We start from the raw sequence: 19,126 nt of genomic DNA, 5'->3' as shown, positions 1-19,126 counted from the left end.
CCCCCAAACGGGCGGATCGGAATCCGCCCCTACGCGACAAGCCACTCCCCAAACGGGCGGATCGGAATCCGCCCCTACGCAACAAGCCACTCCCCAAACGGGCGGATCGGAATCCGCCCCTACGCGATAAGTCACTCCCCAAACGGGCGGATCGGAATCCGCCCCTACGCGATAAGCCACTCCCCAAACGGGCGGATCGGAATCCGCCCCTACGCGACAAGCCACTCCCCAAACGGGCGGATCGGAATCCGCCCCTACGCAACAAGCCACTCCCCAAACGGGCGGATCGGAGTCCGCCCCTACGCGATAAGTCACTCCCCAAACGGGCGGATCGGAATCCGCCCCTCCGCGATAAGCCACTCCCCAAACGGGCGGATCGGAATCCGCCCCTACGCGGACTTCCACATAATGCATCTCATTTTAAAAGCAACACCTTCCGAATGATCTTTTGCCCGCTCGCTTCAAGTTGAATCGTATAGATGCCGCTTGCGGTATTCGCCCCCTCCCACACCACACTGTGCCGCCCGGCCGGTTGACGCCTTTGGGCGAGCCTTGCCACCTCCCGCCCGGAGAGGTCATAGACGGCAATCCGCACCGGAGATGCCTCCGGCAGGTCGTAGCGGATAGTAACGACGCCGTTGAAGGGATTGGGGAAGGGCGGATGCAGGGCGAATTCAGTTGGTAAGGTCTGGTCTTGGGGAGCAGAAAGCGGTGCGCCGCGACCGGAAAGTTGCACCTTCAATCGTCTGCCCATCGAATAGACCACCGCCTCTCCGTTGTATTCCTGACTACTGTCGGGCGCGAAAAAGACCCATACTTCCAACTCCTCGTCGGGGGCTATTGCGAATCCGTCAACATCATCGACCGTAAAACCATCTCCTGCGAGCCGAACGCTGTCGATAACAACCTCGCGCTCCGAGCGATTGATCAGTGTCAACGGCCAAACTGCGGTCGAATCGAGTGCCACATCACCGAAGTCATGAACTTCCTCCATAACTGCCAGATCCCATGCACGGAGTAGCAAACCGATGTCATAAATAGTGAGGTTAGAGCCGTCCGCCACAAAGAGAAATCCGCGATCCTCGTCCACAGCGACGCCTCCTGCTCCACCGGGAGTGTCATAGTATCCTACTTGCTGCGGGAGCGAAGGATCTTCAAGGTCAAATATCCTGACTCCGCTTGTGCCATCTGGCACAAATAAATGATTTTGCACCACCCTTGGCCTATAGCCGATCCGCACTTCATTTGTATGGTGAACCTCGTGCGGGTGAAGAGGATCGCTAATATCCACGACGGACAATCCCGATCCGATGCCACCGCCAACTAAATAAAGATAATCCCCATTTCGAACACCATCGGCCTTCAAGCCGTTGATTTGCCCCCATTCACCGACTCGTCGAACGTTCTCAAGATCACTCCAGTCATAGGTAAATACCGCATTGTATTGACCAAATACTTGTCCGGAAACTAATAGAAAATTATCGACAGCGAATATTTTGTAAAATCTGTTATTCTCTTGACTCATGTATGTGAGCAACCTCTCCGGGCGTTCAGGGTTGCGAAGTGATTCGATCCCCATAATTGGCGCATCACCTGCGACAAACATTAACTCCCCTTCATAAGTGGGGCTTCTACCTGCACCTATTCTTGGATCGTTTGGCCCCCCACCAAGAATTAGCTCTGGATGCTCTGGATCGCTGATATCTAAAATATTCAAAAGCGTAGTTCCAGGTCCATTGAGGCATACTAATGTGTCGCGGAAAAGATCGATTCTTGTGAAACCATCGTCCTGATAATCCAAAAGTCCATCGACGTCTGCTACCAGCACTGGGCGTTGCGGATCCGTAACCCTATAGACGCGCATTCTACCTACACGATAATAATTGCCCTCTCTTGGAACAGGCCAAGCGCCGGTTTGTGCATCCGCGACATAGATGTAGCCATTCCTGAAAATGACATCCTTAACATCGCCGTTTGTCAGATTGACATGCTGAATGAAAGGACGCGTCTTGTCCCTCACGTTAACTATCTTCAGCCCGCGCTGACTGGCGGGCACGTAAACGTAATCCTCGAGAAAGTCGGGCATACCCATACCAGTAAGCAGTCCATTGGGGGCAACAAATCCAATTGTCCTAATATTGTTTAGATTACGCACATCGGTAATGACTTGCCCACCCCTACCATATAGATAGCCATCCTTATAGACAATACCGTAACCATACTGTGCATTTCGGTATGAAGTCAAGTATCCAATCTCAAGAGGATTCGAAATGTCGAGAACGGTCAGTGAATCTCTACTTATAAAGGCTACATCCCCATTAAAACTAAAGCCTCCTCCAGCGCCCGCATTTTGATACTGCCCTGCAATCCTAATATTTCTAGGATCGCTCACATCAAATGCTGTCAACCAATACCCCCGATTTGATAAACTTGCCCAAAGGTAGCCGTTGTGTAGGACTAATCGACCATTCTCAGTATAAAACTGAATCGATCCCAACAGCGATGGATTAGTCGGATCAGAAACATTGACCGTATATATCCCGATCCGACTACGCGCCAGATAGGCGACGCCCTCCCCAACTGTCACCCCGATAAATCCGGTCGTCTCTTCATAGACGCCTAACTCCTCCACATTGTTCAAGTCGGAGACATCATAGATCCGCAAGCCCCTCGACCCGTCTGCAACATAGCAGAGGGTATCGTCGATAAATATGGCGTAGGCTTGCCCCGGGGTCGGGAAGCGGCCAATCTCGACCGGAGGCTCGTTCGGACTGTTCTCGTCGAATGTCCAGACGACAACGCCGTATCCGACGGCGCAGTAAATGCGGTCGCCGACGATCTTGACATCCCGGTAATAGCCGGAAACCATCGCATCCGACACGAAAGTGACGTTGCGATTGGGCTCGGTGCTGGCAACACTAACTACCAGCCCAACCGTTAACGCGGCCAAGATATGTCGCAATATGTTTTCCGTCACTTGATCAAATGTGCTTTCGTTGAGAGACTTCGCGTCGGGGTCGTCATCTTCAGGAAGTAGAGCCCGGAACCACTCTGTCCGCTGTTCCAGACCGCCTTATGTTGTCCGGCTTCGGCGATGCCGTTGAAGAGCGTTTCCACGAGGCGTCCCGAAAGGTCATAGACCTCAAGTTTGACCCTAACCGCCTCCGGCAGGTCGTAGCGGATGGTGACGACGCCGTTGAAGGGGTTGGGATAGGGCGGGTGAAGGGCGAATGTAGCCGGCGGTCGCATCAAACCATCCTGTGGCACGTCCACTCGAATCCACTGGAGGGCTTGCTGCATAAACTCAAGCGCACCTTGCTGCTCCATAAAGTAAAGTGGAAAGCCGAGCGCCAAAGTCCGTCCGCCGCCTTCGTTCACGAATGCTGAGGCGCAGGGCAGGTCATGGAACGCTGAGCCGATTGCCGAGCGAAAGCGGTAGATCGGCTCCCCTCCGAGCAGATAACTGCAGTTTCTAAGCCCGGCCCAGTTCTGCGGGACTTTCGCCCGGTCGAGGTTCAAGGCGGGCCAGTTACCCTCCGGAGTTGCTCCGGAGAATTCCCTCTCTACAGACAATTCGGCTTCTCGAAAGCCGAATACCCGCGTGATGGGCACGCTGAACGAGACCCGTCCGCCAACATATCCGGGTATGAAGTTAGCACCTATGGACATTCCGGAATAGATGAAACCTCCCCCCAATTCGACGAAGCGCATCAGGAATGGAAGATGCGGTTCCAGGAGTGGGGAACTGGTATCGTCGTTGTGCCAGATGATAGCCTGAAAGCGGCCGGCGTCCCGGGCGCCAAGTGGTCGCTGCTGATCGGCGCTGAAGCGGAGCAGATCAAGCGCGATACAGTCCTGCCCTCCCATCAAGCCGGCGTAGAACTCATCTACGGCCGCGTCGTCGGGTGATCCGGGATTGCCATTGCCGTCGCGGGTCTCGTCGATGATGAGGATGCGCTGATCGTCGAAGGTGTAGGGCGCGCCTTCGATTGCCCGGTCGAGCGAATCGGCACCGTAAGCGCGGCTTTCATTGCCGTCACGGTCCAGCGCGGTCAACCGGTAACGATAAAGCGCAAAGACCGGCACATTGTCAAGGAAACGCGTCGCTTCGATCAAACCGCCTACAGGAGTGAAGGCGCCGCCGTCAGTCGACCGGTAAAGTCGGTATCCGGCAAGGTCAAGTTCGATATTGGCAGACCAGGCAAGGTCGATGGAGCGCAAGCCTTCGCTCACCAATTGCAGGCCGGCCGGCTTCCTCGGGATGCGCATCGGCTCAAGACGCGTGGTATCGGAAACGGGGCCAAATTCACCTTCCTGATCGTAAATCTGCAAGACAAACCAGTATTGCCGGCCATTGTTCAGGTCTTCGACCACCAGCGAGTCGCGGTCTTCCATATCGATCTCGTCGATCATGCCATCAGCATCACCGTAACGCAACACGACACCATCCACCAGCGGGATTTCACCATAGCGAGGGCAGGTAACGACGAGGCTGTTTCCGGTGCCGGGATCGAAGACTTGCGGTTCTGACGGATAGGGAATGAAACGGCCCTGCCAGATGCTCACCAAGGCGTCTCGATAAAAGTCCTCCACATCTTCGGAAGCTGCATTGATGTCCCGCGGATTCGAGGCCCCTACGAAAGCAAATGCGATGCGGATCGTTCCGCCCGGCTCAAGTTGCCACGGCTCGGCGTCGGGATGTGAGCGAAAGGTGAGCAAGAACCGCCAATCGGATAGAAAATCCGATGGTTCATCTTCGACAAGCGAGGTCATCATCGCATATTTGTCCCGATTGGTCTCGGGATCGCCTCCGCCGAGACGCTCGAAACTTCGGTAGGTGAAAAAGGTCTCGTCCGGATTGCCGGGCGTCGCAAGCAACTTCATGGCGAAAGCGCCCGGGCCGGCACCGTCTGCATCGTTGAGGTCGTCGCACATTACAGCCATCCGGCGCTCGCGGTCGAACCAACAGGAATCATCGGCCGAAGCAGCATCTCCGCTCTCGCCGCGGGCGACGATGTCCGGATCGGCGAAGAGAGCGAAGCAAACCTCCTCAAGTGTCTCCCGGCCGATGTTGCGCACCGTGACTTCGAAGATCACCGCATCCCGAATCCGGTCATCGACGATGCGCCAGCAGAGCGCGCGCTGTTCGATGCGGATACCGAGCGGCGAGTGGCCATCCGGATCGGGTGACTGGACTTGCCGGACATCGGTGTCGTCGTAGATTGCGAGGATATCCTGCGTCGCCATTGCCGCGACATCTTCGTCGGCAAGGCCGTCGCCGTCGTCGTCATCGGAGTCGGGATCGAGGTCGCCATCGAGGTCGTCGTCATCGGCATCGACGAGGCCGTCGTGGTCGTTGTCGAGGAGGTCGTTTGCGATGTTGCCGGGGGGGTCTTCATCTATGCGCGGCTCAGGGTCGTAGAACGGATTGCCGTCCCCGTTGGCGTCACTATCCGGGCCGTCCCAATCGAAGGAAGGGCGGCCGTCATCATCCAGGTCGTGACGGTCTCCGTTCCAATCGTCATCGTCATCGATGCCCATCAGACCGAAGCGGTAGAGGGGAGCGACAAAGACATTGCTGAGCGCCATGAAGCGGTCTCGGGAGGGCGAAAACTCATTGGTGCCGTTATCGCCGTCGGTGGTGGTCGAGACGAGCGGTTCGTCGTTGACGCGCGCTCCCACCCAGATGCCGGCGGAGAAAAGGAAGTCGTTGCCCGAGGTGCGGGGGAACTCGAAGCCGTAGAAACCGGGAGCGCCGTCGGGATTGCCCGATTCGCCCCAGTTCGATATGGTGGCATTCAGTCCTGCACCATTGAGAGCGAAGAGTGCCCGTCGTCCTCCCGGATCGCGACGGGGGGCTTCAGGGTGGCTTGAAGTCCTTGCGCTAACGGAGGCTGCGGTCAGGACAAGAAGGGCGGCAGAGACTGATAGCATGCGGAAAAGACGATGACGCATCAGAACCTCCCGGTTGGTGGAGTGGTATATTCACTTTAACAGAATCGTCTTGGTGCGCAGGGAATGTCCGGGAGTGTCGAGGTGGACGACATAGACCCCGCTCGCAACATCCGCCTCCTCCCACACCACACTGTGCCGCCCGGCCGGTTGACGCCCTTGGGCGAGCCTTGCCACCTCGCGCCCTGACAGGTTATAGACCGCAATCCGCACCGGAGACGCTTCGGGCAGGTCGTAGCGGATGGTGACGACGCCATTGAAGGGGTTGGGATAGGGTTCGTGGAGGGCGAAGTTCGATGGTGCGGGATCTGCTTCCTCCGGCACAGCATTCGGCCCAAAGTAGAAGACCACTGACTCAAGGCCATAGAAGATGTGATCCCAACTCGAGTAGATGAAGATGTTATCCCTGCCTGCCGCAATGCCATCCATCAAATAGAATTCAGGATTTCGGTAAGATCCCTGGGCGATGAGTTGCGGGCTTGTCGGGTCCGTGATGTCATAAACATAGATCCGGTCACTGGTGCGTTGAAAGAGGCGATTGCCATCGCGCGCCATCCAGGTCGAGGTTGAACGCAATGCCAGCGAATCGACCGGCTCGAAGGGGGTGTCGGAAGTGATGTCGAAGATGTGGAAAAAGCCGCCGGGCTGGGGTTTATAGATCAAATCGTCCAATCGCCAGTGACCGGCGCGGATATATCGCGGATCGAATTCGCCAAGTTCTTCAGGCTGCGAAGGATCGCTGATGTCGAGGAGACGTGAGGAGAGGTCGATACCGTTTTCGCCCCATTCTTCCATCAAAGGTGTGAATCCCCAGAACCAGAGGCGGTCGCCCACCGCTGCAAAGTCGGCGCAGCCCATATCGGTCCGCGCGACCTCAATCAGACTGTCCGCAGAGACGATCTCGAAAATCACCAGCCCGAGATAGCCCATCCCGACGTAAAGATAGCCGTTATGCACCTGCATTCGGGACGGCTTCGGCCCATTAAAATGGCCCCAAGCGGTGTCGGATCCAAACGAGAATCCACTCGCCCATAATTCACGGCCCGATTCAGGATCCAAGGAGGCGACAACTGCGGTGAACGTGCCGCTGACTATGTCACTTTGCGCATAGCGTAGGCTCAACCCGAATAGCAAGGTGTCGCTCAGCACTGCGCTTGAAATGACGCCGGGATACTCGTGTATGAAATCCCACCCCGCCCACGGGGTAGAAAGCGCCCGCCACCGCAATTGAGGCTGGAGAGGATCGCTGATGTCGTAGTTGACCAGCCAGGTGGTGCCGTATCCAGCGAATTCATAGGCTGGTATGGTCATTTGCGCTAACATCTCGTCGCCGCTAATCTGCAGGACTTTGGCGGCGCGTATCCGGCCGATCTCCTCGATCACCGGACTGTCCTGCGCAGGTGCCAGCGCCGGCAGAAGTAGCAGGGTTAGAAGCAGAAATTTCATCGTGCATCCTATTGGAATTGAAGGTAGTCTAAATCACAAAGTGACTACACGCTTATCATCAAGTTGAAAATATTGGCGATATATGGCGTCATCCCCGAGCAGGCGGGAACCCAGTCAAACCAATCCGGAATGGATCCCCGCCTACGCGGGGATGACAACGGCATAATCGCACGAGTTTCTGTATGGTGGCGCTTGTCCCGATGGTCATTGGCTTCTATTGGTCGCTCACTTAAGGAGCAATGCCTTCCGAATGACCTTTTGCCCGCTCGCTTCAAGTTGGATCGTATAGACCCCGCTCGCGGCATCCGCTCCTTTCCACACCGCACTGTGCCGCCCAGCAGGCTGTCGTCCTTCGACCAGTCTTGCCACCTCGCGCCCAACGAGGTCATAGACCGCAATCCGCACCGGAGATTCTTCTGGCAGGTCGTAGCGGATAGTAACGACGCCGTTGAAGGGATTGGGATAGGGCGGGTGAAGGGCGAAGGCAGTTGGTAAGGTCTGGTCTTGGGGAGCAGAAAGCGGTGTGCCGCGCCCGGTTAGTGCTACCGTCAATCTACGACGATCAGTATGAATGGTCAGCGTTCCGGTATATTCTTCAGCCGATCTTGGCCGGAATCGCACTGATATAGAACTCCGCTCGCCCGATTCCAAAACAACGCTGTCGAGAATCGCGGCAAAACTCGAATCATCAACGGATGCCGAGAATAGTTGCATCGGGTGTTGGGCGTTGTTCGTCAGCGTGAACTGCCACTGGGCGGAACTGTCCAACTCCACTTCGCCGAAGTCGTGCGCTGTATCCGACAGTACCGGCGCCCACCAACCGGTAATTTCACCAACATCGTAAATTCCAATCTCATCGGAGTCAGCCACATAGAGATAGCCATCCTGCGCCAAGGCTTGATGAGATCGTCCGGGCGTGTCATAATATCCGACGCGGCGTGGATTGTCGGGGTCTTCGAGCGAGTAGGCATAGACTCCGAGTTCCCAACAACTTGCGAAGAGAACGCCGTCCGAGATCGATGCCCGCCAGGTAAGACCCGGCCACCGGAGTTCGCCGGTAACGACCGGATTCGGTGGATCCGAAATATCGACGATTAGTGCGTAATGGGAAAGTATGATGTAGGCCCGGTTGGCGTAAAGAAGGATGTCGTTTGCCGCAACGGTCGGTCCCAACCTAAGTAGTCCCACTTGGCTAAGTCGGTTGTTCGCGCGGCTGTAGATGTAGAGACCATCACTCCATGAATGGACGTAGAGATATCGTTCGTCGCAGGCGATTCCACCCTGTGCTTGGTAACAATATATGCGGCTCAGAAGCCGCGGGTTTCGATAATCAGAAAAATCGATGGCGTAGATATATGTGCTAACCGTATAGGCTATAGTGCCATCCACCACGAAATGCTGCCCGGCACCAAACTGATTTTGATTGACGATAAAGAGCGGAGTAGGGCGCGCCGGGTCTTCCAGGGAAAATCCGGCGAAGTAGCCGCCATTGGCGAGGCCGTAGAGGCGGTCGCCGATAACAATTGGACGACTAAACTCGCTATAGCCGTATCCAAAGACGCTGTCTTGGGGTGAACTCTCATATGCATAGACCTCCTCCGGATCGGATATCGGGCGGCGTGAATAGACTCTGAGTCTGAAGGAGTTGATTCGGTTAACTTGCCAATTCAACCAATTGCTGGTATAAATGTAGTCGGGCGACAAGGCGACGTTATGGAAGTCGCCCCGATTGTCGTAGTAGCCTACTGTTGCAGGATGCTCAACACTGCTGACGTCGTAGATGGTCGTTCCATTCACACCGTCACAAGTGAACATTTTCCCGTCACGTAGGTCAAAAAAACGGGAACTCGCTCGAATGCCGCCACGTAATGACTGCCAGAGATAAGAAATCCGTCTTGGTTGCCGAAGGTTTGTCAAGTCCACAATTGCCATGCCAGGATTCCTATCGCGATTATTATCAGGACTGCCGGTACCAAACAGAGTATCATTTACTATCTTCATACTCGAGACCGCAAAACTATTTATATAACCGACCGAGTCCATTTCAAGGGAATCCGTAATTTGATAAACTGTTCGGTGGCTAATCACATTTGCGAGTCTATCATCAAATAAGGTATTATGTTCACCGCTTCTTAATGTCCCATTCACGACACCTATCATTTCCGGATTAGTTCGATCACTAATATCCCAGTATGATGTTGGAGCGTTTGCGGAAACGATATAGCATCGATCTCCGAATGGATGGATTTGCATACTTTCCCCCCCTCGAAAATTCGTCCTACTCAATTCTTCAGGTTGCTCAGGGTCGGAGACGTCATAAATGAAGCCAACGGAATTACGGTATTGCCAAAGATAGGCAAAGTCGTCGATGACGACCAACCCCCGTGCATTGCTTGGTCCGGTCGTATGGCTGATCACGCGCGGATTCCACGGGTCGTCATTCAGATCGTAGATGCGCAATCCTTCGTAGCCATCGCAGAGAAACAGCAGACTGTCCTTGAGGAATAGCCCTTGCGCGTTGCCACGGGTGGGGATGATGCGCGCCGGATTGGGGTTTTCAGGGTCGGAGACATCCATCACCACCAATCCAAAGCGATTGGTGTAGTAGGCGATATTCTCATTGTAAGCCTTGACGTCGCAATAATTACCCGATATCCCGCCGGAACCGACGCGGATGATATGCTCGCCATCCTGCGCGAACAAAATATTGGCGACTACCAAGATTAAGGTAAGAATAGGCGCAAATCTCATTGTCTCGTCCATTGCCTCACCTCTAAATAGGGCTTCACTTTGCCAATACCACCTTCCGTGCTTCAACTTTCGCACCTTGCTGGAGTCGGACGATATAAATCCCGCTCGCAACATTCGCCCCCTCCCACACTATACTATGCCGCCCGGCAGGCTGTCGCCCGTGGGCGAGCCTTGCCACCTCCCGCCCGGAAAGGTCGAAGACCGCCAGGCGGACGTCGGCGGCGGAAGGCAGATCGTAGCGGATCATAACGACGCCGTTGAAGGGGTTGGGATAGGGTTCGTGGAGGGCGAACAAGAATGGCACATTCCCAACTGGTGATATTTTCTCCGGTTCGACCACTTCTACTGACCAGCGCATTGTGTCGATGACTTCTCTATATCCAGCAGAAGCCGCCACAATGAACCGCCCAGTTTCGGGGAATGTTATAGGCATCAATGTGTCCCGCCCGATAAGTTGTTCGTCGAGATACCACGCCACGCCTACACTGTCGGGATTCGGTCCGGGCCGGATGACGAAGATCACCGATTCGCCCCGTTCGATCCGGAGGTTAAGGTTCACCGGGTCGTATCCATCTATCAGGCGCAGCACCCTAATCACCCAGACCGTCGAAACGGTAAATTGCCAATCCCGGACAAAACATTCCACGCGGAACTCGCCGGTATCGGCAAACTGGGTCTCGTAGAAGTCTTCTACCCCTACTGTATCACCATTCAGGGTCCAGCGATAGTCCAGGGGGTCGCGGTCGATGTCGATTGCTTCAACCTGAAACCGCAGCACCTCGCGTATTACCGCGAAGAGGACCGAGTCCTCGGGCATGCGGCCCATAATCGCAGGTGGATGATTGACCGGCTCCAACTTGGTTAGAATCACGTCCATCAGGACGTTGTTGTCGCCGCCATAGGTGGTGCCGCAGATGAGAGTGGAATTATCTTCGGCATCGAATGCGACATCGTTGTAGCGCGTGAAGAAGAAAGCCCGCCCCCCGGCCATATCCCAGGTCGGTTCGCCGTCAGGCTCGGTCGTGAGCGCAAATCCGACATACATATTGCGCCCGACCGACTGGCGACCAACCAGAGTGAATCCACCGTCTATTTGCTGCACCACATCGGCGGAATAGGTGATGCCCTCCATATCGTAGGTGCGATCCCAAAGCGGTTCGCCGTCTTCGTTAGTGCGCAGGAGCATCGGATCGAAGTTGTTGGCATCGGCCGAGTTCCAGCCGGTGACGGCAAAACCGCCTTCGCGAGCCCGGACCAGTCCAAAGGCATGTTCGTTGCGACCCTCTTCCCCAAAGGTGCGCTCCCAGACGACCTGGCCGGCCTCGTCGTTGACTTTGATCAGATAAAAGTCGTTGCTGCCTTCGGCATTGGAAAATCCGCAAGCGACATAACTGTCCGGGGCGAGGGTGATGTCGTCGAGCATTTGATTTCCGTCTCCGCCTGCTTCCCGCTCCCATATCACATCGCCATCGCCGTTGATCTTCAGAATCATCGCATCCAAGTTGTCGTTGGGCGGGAACCGGCCACCACAGACGACATACTCTTCCTCCTTGACCCGGATCACCGCCGTGGCCCAATTCAGTGGCTGGCCGCCGGCGAAGAACGTGCGCCGCCAGACCGGATCTCCGTCTGGCTCAATGCGCATAATGTGCCAGCCATAGGCGTTGTCAAGCCGGATCATTCCGACCAGGAGAAATCCCCCGTCGTCCGTATTGCAGAGGTCATAGCATTCGTTGGACTGGCCTTCGATGTCGTATTCGTTCAGCCAGGCGACCTCGCCTTCACGATTGAGCCGGACTATCCAAAAGTGAAGATTTCCTCCACCGGACGAGCCGGCGAGCGCATAGCCCCCATCCAGCGCAACGACCATACTCTCGCCATATTGGCCACCGGCTCCGCCATAGGTGCGCTCCCAAGCGACCTCCGGCTGAGCCTGAACGACCGATGCAATCAACCCCGTAAAGAACGCAATTTTGACGTGCTTTGACATGGCCCCTCCTTTCGAAGCCTTAACGACCGCCCCATTGAAACTCAACGTCGCGATCGACCTTGATCATATAGCCCGCACCCCGATGGAGCGGCGGCATATTGTTGAAGTTTTGCGCAGGATTATAGAAATTGCCGCGCCCGTCCTTGGCCAATACGAGACGCTCCCCCAGCCCGGCCAGAGCCGCTGGCGCGTCCATCGCATCCACCGGAAAGTAGGCGATCATATTCCAGTTTTCAAGCAAGAAGAGCGCTTCATCCTCCTGAACGGGTTGGCCGGTTATGACGAGGCTGTCGGGACGGGTCATTTTGATCATGTAGCCAGAGTGGACATCCCACGGCGGGAGGTTGCTGAAGTTGAACCGTGGAGAGTAGAACTGTCCGCTCTGGTTCTTGATGATGATCAAACTGCCGCGTCCAACCAGTGGCGCCATAAGGGCTGGGATGTTGGGATCGTCCGGGACAAGATAGGTTGAGTAGATATCCCAGTTGGCGGCAAGGCGCAAGGTATGGACCGGCGGCGGGAGGACATACTGTTGCAATAATACATTGTATCCATCACTTCCAGCAAAGGTAACAGTGCCGTTTCCGGCCCGTGCCGACCAGCCGTTGCCGGCGGTATGATCCTGCGCAACGGGATTGCCATCAGCATCGACCCAAAGCGCCCAGAAGTCTGCATTGTCGGTGTTGCCACACAGAGCAATTCGACCATCTTGAAGTGAGGCTACCGCACACGCAAATGAGGTGTTCTGACGATCGCGGGGGCCATCGTAGTTCCGGCTCCAGAGCCGGTTGCCTTCGGCATCGAGACGCAGGAGCATTCCGTTACCGCCGGGCGCGAGATTGACATGCCCGACCATGATGAATCCGCCGTCAGCGGTAATGTCAAAGTCCCAGATCATCCGGCCGCGGTTGTCGTCGTGATTGAAAATGCGGCTGAATATCAACTCGCCTTCACCGTCGATGATAGCCAGGAGCGGTTGACGGGCGTTGCCGCCGCTGCCGCAAAGGGCATAGTCTCCCTCGCGAGAGACTATGTTCGTGAAAACGTCGTATTGCCCTCCAAAATCGTAGATCCGCTCCCAAATCAGTTCTCCATCACCGTCGATGCGGATAATGTACCCGTTATCGGCTCTTTTTCCGCAGATCAGGAAGCCACCTTCTCCATCACCAGTGATTCCGGTGGCGAATTCGTGCAGATTGCCACCGTAGGTATTCGACCAGACGATATCTCCGAATTCGTCCAGCCGAAGGACCAGGAAGTCGGAGTTGTTGACTGAACTAACTCCGGCCACGGCGCAGCCTCCGTCGTCGGCAAGAACCACGGCCCGAAGGGTTTCATTGTCATTCTGATTGCCCAATCGGCGTTCCCACTCCAAACGGCCTTCGGCATCAACCTTCATGACCAGCGCATCCCAAACATCTTCGCGGACGAATCCCGTTTCGGCGGCCAACAGGTAGCCGCCGTCGGGCGTAGAACAATGATCCCAGGCTGTGCGCCGTTCCTGATGATTATAGACGCGTCTCCAGTCGAGTTGAGGCTGGGCAAAGGAGATCGCCGATGCGCCTATTAGTATGCCGAGCCAAACTACGCTACGCATTGTGACCCCGGTATGGTAATGATGAATCATCTTATCAAGTGCAATTTGGCGGACCTTTTGATCGCCCCAGCCTTAAGTCGGACGATATAAATCCCGCTCGCAACATTCGCCCCCTCCCACACTATACTATGCCGCCTGGCAGGCTGTCGCCCGTGGGCGAGCCTTGCCACCTCCCGCCCGGCAAGGTCGAAGACCGCCAGGCGGACGTCGGCGGCGGAAGGCAGGTCGTAGCGGATGATGACGACGCCGTTGAAGGGGTTGGGATAGGGCGGGTGAAGGGCGAAGGCGGCCGGCAGCGCGCTCGACTCACCCGGCGTTCCGACCGCGATAGCGTCGGTTTGGTAGGACAAGTGCTCAAGTGCTCGAGTGCTCGAGTGCTCAAGTGCGAAGTGCAGGTTGAGCATCGATTCATTTTGCCCATCCCACAGATGGAACCGCAACTCTTCCCCCTCCCGCGCGCCGTCCACCTCGACGGTCGTGGGGTCGTCGCCCCAGACGGCGAAGCCAATGCGGAATGCGGAATGCGGAGTGCGGAATGAAGCAGCGCCGACGCATAGACCATCCGTTGTGAAGACCCCGATCTCCCCTGCTCCATATTCCATCTTCCATCTTCCATCGATCAGCACCGACATATTCATCCCTGACTGCTTTACCGGCTGGAAGTGGATGGGCTCTCCTTCTTCTTCCCCCTGATGAATCGGGGAGCCGCCGGTGATAGCGGCAACATTACGCCGCATTCCGGGTTCTGCATTCTGCATACCCTGCCAACCGTTCCAAACCAGTTCCCGCGTCCGCGCCATCTTCACTTGATACCCCCGCCCCGGCTCAATTGCCACCATATTGGAGAACTCCATTGCCGGCAGATAGAACCGACCGAAGCCATCCTTGACGATGATGAGGTCGTCCAAGACGCCGTTGAAAGCCGTCATCACATCAGTCTCTTCGAAGGGCAGGTAGGAGACCATCGACCAGCCCTCCCGCAGCGGGATCGGCTCTGCCGGGTCAACGATCGTCCCAGCCAGGTTGAGTTGCGAGAAGTCGGTCGTCTTGACCAGATAGCCTTGACGTGGATCCCAGTCGGGCAGGTTGTTGAAGCCGATCTCGGGATGATAGAACCGGCCTCTATGGTCTTTAACGATGATGAGACGGCCCGCCTCGACGAGCAGACGCCATATTTCGGTCATCGCGCGCGGGTCGGGAAGCAGTGGCGCGCCGATCATCGTCCAGCCGCGCCGCATTGCGACAGAAAAATCTCCCTCCGACCAGACCCGCTGGTCGTAGTAGAGCGCGCCGATGTCGGGAGCCGATTCGTCCGGCTCGGCCGCAGCGTCGGGATTGCCGGCGTCAATGCAGGGCGAACCGGCGGCCAGACGATAATCACCGCTGCCGGTCAGCCTGAGGAAGCGTGGATCTGCGTCGATGTTGCCTTCGCCCCATTCGAGGTTGGCGTTGTCGTTGTCGGCGATGCCCTCTTCGCCACCCTCGATGTTGCACCAGTCAACCTCGACGGTGCAGGGATCACGGTCGCCATGGATGTAGATTTCGGCGCCTTCGTTGTCGCGGACGATGGTGTGCATCATTCGCATCCACGACCCGTTCCGTTGGTGGGTGCCGCCTCCGCCGGCATCCGCGGTATTGCCGGTGATGGTCAGATGGTCGAGCGTCGGCCACGAGCCGTAGGCATAGAGTCCGCCTCCGCCATAGAGGCCATGATTGCCCGTAACGACGCAATAACTGACGGTTGGGGAGGTGCGGAAGAAGAAGAGGCCGCCGCCTTCGCGCGCGCTCCCACCGGTAACGGTGAAGCCGTAGAGGTGCGCATCCGCCGATTCATTCCGGACGAACTGAACCGTCGGCGCCGGGACGCCGTCCTCGCGCCGGCCGTCGATGACCGTCCGGCCGATGTCGCGGACGTCGCCGGAGAGCAGGTACCGGCTTGCGACGAGGATCAACTTGCCGCGATAGTCGAGGTTTTCGTAATAGGTTCCCGGCGCCACAAGGACTGTATCGCCGATCATCGCCGCGTCGATGGCGGACTGAATGGTGCGGTATTCGTCCGGGACGTCGATGCGCCGCGCTTCGCGTTCGATGACCTGGTGGAAGTAGTAGGCTCCGACGTCGGCGCGGGTGCCGTCCGCGTCGCGAGGCGAGTCGGGATCGCCCCGGTCGATGCAGGGCGATTCGGCGGTCAAATGGAAGTCGCCATTCCCGGCATCGACGAACTGCGGATCGGCGTCGAAATTGGAGTCGTGATAGGTGATGCCTTCGCCGCCAACGCCCTCTTCGGCGGATTCGACGAGGGAATAGGATATAGTTACGTCGGCAATGCGACCTCCCTCGTCGCGGATATTCGTAACCTCAAGGCCATCGTTGCCAGTCAGGATGCAGTTGCGGATAGCGACAGCAAGAACTTCACCTTGTGTGCGGACGACGATTCCGCCGGCGTTTCCGCCATCGTGACTATTACCGTGCAGCGTCAGATTGGTGAGTTCCATTTGGCCGGAACCGGCCCAAATGTGTATGGCGCCCCCACCATCACCTCCCCCCCTGTCTCCAGCCTCATTATTCGCAAAGACGGTGTTGCGCAATGTGATATCTGCTCCCGGCGCGGCAAGTCCACCGCCGATGCCTTCGGTGGTATTCCCAATGAATTTGCACTCCTCGATGACCATTTCAGTGCCTAACTCACCCGAAGCCCCACCGCCCATTTGACCGGCTCGGTTGACTCGCAGTTCGACCCGACGCAGAGTGGCTCTTGATCGGCCGGTAAGACCCAACCCGCCTCCGCGTAGCTGAGCGTCGCAGTTACGGATTTTGACATCCTCCAGAATCGGACTTGCACCGTCGTGACAGTAGACGCCTCCGCCGATGGCTCCGCTGCCGTTCTGGATGGTGAATCCACTTGCGATTGTCCCCGCTGTGCCGCGACCCCGGATGCTAACGCCTTCGGCGCGCCGCGCACCGTCGATCACCGTCGAATCGATATAGGCTCTGTTCCCGGTGGTCAATATCCGGCTGCCAAGTGCGATTCTCTTGTCCTCAATGCGCACATTCTCCCGATAAGTCCCCGGCAGCACCAGGACGACGTCTCCATCGTCAGCAGCGTCGATTCCCTCCTGTATGGTCTGGTGCGCGGTCGGGACGATCCGCACCCGCTGGCCTTCGTCGCCCTGGTCGAAGAAGGCATAGCCCAGATCGCGCCGCGTCCCGTCGGGATCGAAAGCCGATTCGTAGTGCCCGGCATCGATAGCCGGGCTGCCCGCGCGGAGCGAGTAGTCTCCCTCGGCAGGATTGGTGAAGAGGGGATCCGCGTCGAGGTTCCCGACGCCCCAGTTGACGTTCCAGGGGTCGAGCGCGACGATCCGATCCCGGCCTCCGTCGATAAGGTTGAAGAACAAATGAAAGACCTGATCCTGCCAGCCAACCATCATCCAGACTTGCTCGGGTTCGTTTTCCCAAAGGATGCAGTCGGCGGCATCGACGATCCCGCCCTGGGTGACGTAGATTGCTCCGCCGAAATGGAGCGCGGCATTATGCGCAATTGTCACGCCGCGCAGGATGGCGCGGGAAGCATAGACATGGATCGCGCCCCCGACGTGGAGGGCGTAGTTGTCGTAGATAAGCGAGTTTTCGATGAGGGGCGTCGAGCCGCCGAAGATGCTCACCGCGCCGCCGACGTTGAAACACTCGTTGTGCCTGATGATGACGTTGCTGATGCGCGGCGCTGCGGCACCGGTGATGTAGATCGCGGCGCCGTTGCGACTGGCGTAGTTGTTCTGGATAACGCAGTGCCGGATGTCGGGCCGGCCGAGCCGGATGTAGATCGCGCCGAAGTCCGTAGAGTCATTCTCGACCGTGAGTCCGATTATTGCGCCACTCTCGCCGTTGCCGAGCCGGATGGCGCTCCGGCCGTTCCACCCGCCGTCGATCACGGTCTCGGCAATGAACCGCGCTTCGCCGGTCGTCAGGAACTGGCTCGCCAGGACCGGCGAACGGTTGTTGAAGTTGATGTTCTCGGTGTAGCGTCCCGGTGCAACCAGTATGGTGTCGCCGTTGGCAGACGAATCTACTGCCACTTGAATGCGGTTATACTGTTGGGGAACGCGCAGGATGCGGGCGACGGCGGGTGCGGTAAATGTGGTGAAGATCAGGGCAAGCAGGGCGGGATGCAGGCGAAAGCGAGGGTGTGACAGCATCGATTTCTCCACTTGGGCAGTGGTCGGGACTCGGCATGCGTGAGACGTGGTTGCCCGACGGGGTCATTACATAATAGTCAAGCGGCGCTCCCGATGCAACATTTAACATCGCGCTTACCTAAAAAAGAAGGGGGGATGGAGCAGGCTCCATCCCCCCAGGGTCGCTCCAAATGCAGGACACGACGCCCCGCAATTATGGGCGCTTATCACTCAGCCACTCAGTCGCTCAGTCACTCAGTCCCTCTCAGTGATGATCGTGCCCCTCGTGCCCCCCGTGCTTTTCTTCCCCTGCCTTCGTATCCATGGCGGGAATTGCCATCGCCTTGACGGCATACTTGCCGGGGTTCTTCTGGAAGGCGGTCGGGCATTTGTTGCAGCAGAAGTAGTATTCGTAGCCTTTGTAGGTGGTCTTGTTGGTCTTCTCGGTGATGGCCACTTTATCGCCCGAAACCGAACACTTGGCCATCATCTTGTCGCCTGAGACACCGATGATTCCAGCCGGCAGGACCATTGCCGAGAGCGCTTCGGACGGGTTCTTCTCAAAGGCTTTGACGCAGTGGTCGCTGCAGAAATAGTAGCGCATTCCGTTCAGGTCGGAGTGCGCCGTCTTTTCGCCGACGACCGGGCGCATGCCACAGACCGGATCGACGAAGTGGCGCTTGCCGTCCTTGTCTTTGTAGAAGACGTTGCCGTCGGCGGGCGCTGCGGTCATGGCAGCGCCGGTTCCGGCGGCGGGCATGTCTTCGGCGAAGAGCGGCGCGGCGCCGAGCATGAGAGTGAGGAGGATCGATAGGATTGTGACGGGCATAAGGGTGAATCCCTCTGGCTAATGATGATGGTGCGTTGGTCATTCCGGCGAAAACCGGACTTGATCCGGGGCTAAGCCCGGGGCACTCATCGCCCCCGAGATGTTGCTTTGAGATGTATTACGACGGCGGAGCGGGAAATGATAGGGATGGCGGCGTGCAGCAATCCTCCCATTACCTAAGTAGGCGCCCGAAAGTAAGCGCCCGGCTCGGAAGTGGCAGGTTATGGATCATTGCATTGGAACGACCGCGTAGGGGCCGATGCCGTTATGTGCGGCTTCGTGCCTGATAGCAGAGAAGCGGAGCCAGTCCGAATACGCGGGCAAACTATTTTTGGGCGGGCTCGCAAAAACCCTTGACATCTTCCTCTTTCAGCCGTATTTTGTGA

At 57.1% G+C, this 19,126-nt stretch carries 7 protein-coding genes and 1 pseudogene; all 8 read right to left on the bottom strand.

Annotated features, from left to right (window positions below; genetic code table 11):
- Positions 1 to 415: 415 nt before the first annotated feature.
- The 8 genes and pseudogenes from FJY67_06815 to FJY67_06780 all read right to left on the bottom strand — a co-directional run bounded on the left by FJY67_06815 (position 416) and on the right by FJY67_06780 (position 18,644).
- Positions 416 to 2,977 (bottom strand): T9SS type A sorting domain-containing protein, encoded by a 2,562-nt coding sequence (locus FJY67_06815; GenBank protein MBM3329166.1) that lies wholly within the window; start codon positions 2,975 to 2,977, stop codon positions 416 to 418.
- Positions 2,974 to 5,955: a T9SS type A sorting domain-containing protein gene (locus tag FJY67_06810; GenBank protein ID MBM3329165.1), complete on the bottom strand. Its 2,982-nt coding sequence runs from the start codon at positions 5,953 to 5,955 to the stop codon at positions 2,974 to 2,976. Before FJY67_06810 ends, FJY67_06815 begins: the two co-directional genes overlap by 4 nt.
- A gap of 30 nt (positions 5,956 to 5,985) precedes the next feature.
- Positions 5,986 to 7,398 carry a T9SS type A sorting domain-containing protein gene (locus FJY67_06805; GenBank protein MBM3329164.1) on the bottom strand — a complete coding sequence of 471 codons (1,413 nt, stop codon included), beginning with the start codon at positions 7,396 to 7,398 and terminating at the stop codon, positions 5,986 to 5,988.
- Between the two features lie 225 nt (positions 7,399 to 7,623).
- Positions 7,624 to 10,263 carry a T9SS type A sorting domain-containing protein gene (locus FJY67_06800; protein ID MBM3329163.1) on the bottom strand — a complete coding sequence of 880 codons (2,640 nt, stop codon included), beginning with the start codon at positions 10,261 to 10,263 and terminating at the stop codon, positions 7,624 to 7,626.
- Positions 10,184 to 12,139 (bottom strand): T9SS type A sorting domain-containing protein, encoded by a 1,956-nt coding sequence (locus FJY67_06795; protein MBM3329162.1) that lies wholly within the window; start codon positions 12,137 to 12,139, stop codon positions 10,184 to 10,186. Before FJY67_06795 ends, FJY67_06800 begins: the two co-directional genes overlap by 80 nt.
- A 19-nt stretch (positions 12,140 to 12,158) precedes the next feature.
- Positions 12,159 to 13,736, bottom strand: coding sequence for a hypothetical protein (locus FJY67_06790; GenBank protein MBM3329161.1), 1,578 nt, complete (start codon positions 13,734 to 13,736; stop codon positions 12,159 to 12,161).
- A gap of 26 nt (positions 13,737 to 13,762) precedes the next feature.
- Positions 13,763 to 17,932 carry a T9SS type A sorting domain-containing protein gene (locus FJY67_06785; GenBank protein MBM3329160.1) on the bottom strand — a complete coding sequence of 1,390 codons (4,170 nt, stop codon included), beginning with the start codon at positions 17,930 to 17,932 and terminating at the stop codon, positions 13,763 to 13,765.
- 514 nt (positions 17,933 to 18,446) lie between these two features.
- A pseudogene (locus FJY67_06780) lies at positions 18,447 to 18,644 on the bottom strand (YHS domain-containing protein).
- Positions 18,645 to 19,126 lie beyond the last annotated feature (482 nt).

It is taken from the genome of Calditrichota bacterium (genome assembly GCA_016867835.1).
In the GTDB taxonomy this organism is placed as follows: domain Bacteria; phylum Electryoneota; class AABM5-125-24; order Hatepunaeales; family Hatepunaeaceae; genus VGIQ01.
Note: the sequence above shows the minus strand (reverse complement) of the source record. Positions and strands in the feature narration are given on the sequence as shown.

Excerpts from the sequence above, each read along its gene's own strand:
- FJY67_06810 (MBM3329165.1), bottom strand. The coding sequence starts at position 5,955 with ATGCGTCATCGTCTTTTCCGCATGCTATCAGTCTCTGCCGCCCTTCTT.
- FJY67_06805 (MBM3329164.1), bottom strand. The coding sequence starts at position 7,398 with ATGAAATTTCTGCTTCTAACCCTGCTACTTCTGCCGGCGCTGGCACCT.
- FJY67_06800 (MBM3329163.1), bottom strand. The coding sequence starts at position 10,263 with ATGTTGCGAGCGGGATTTATATCGTCCGACTCCAGCAAGGTGCGAAAG.
- FJY67_06795 (MBM3329162.1), bottom strand. The coding sequence starts at position 12,139 with ATGTCAAAGCACGTCAAAATTGCGTTCTTTACGGGGTTGATTGCATCG.
- FJY67_06790 (MBM3329161.1), bottom strand. The coding sequence starts at position 13,736 with ATGCGTAGCGTAGTTTGGCTCGGCATACTAATAGGCGCATCGGCGATC.
- FJY67_06785 (MBM3329160.1), bottom strand. The coding sequence starts at position 17,932 with ATGCTGTCACACCCTCGCTTTCGCCTGCATCCCGCCCTGCTTGCCCTG.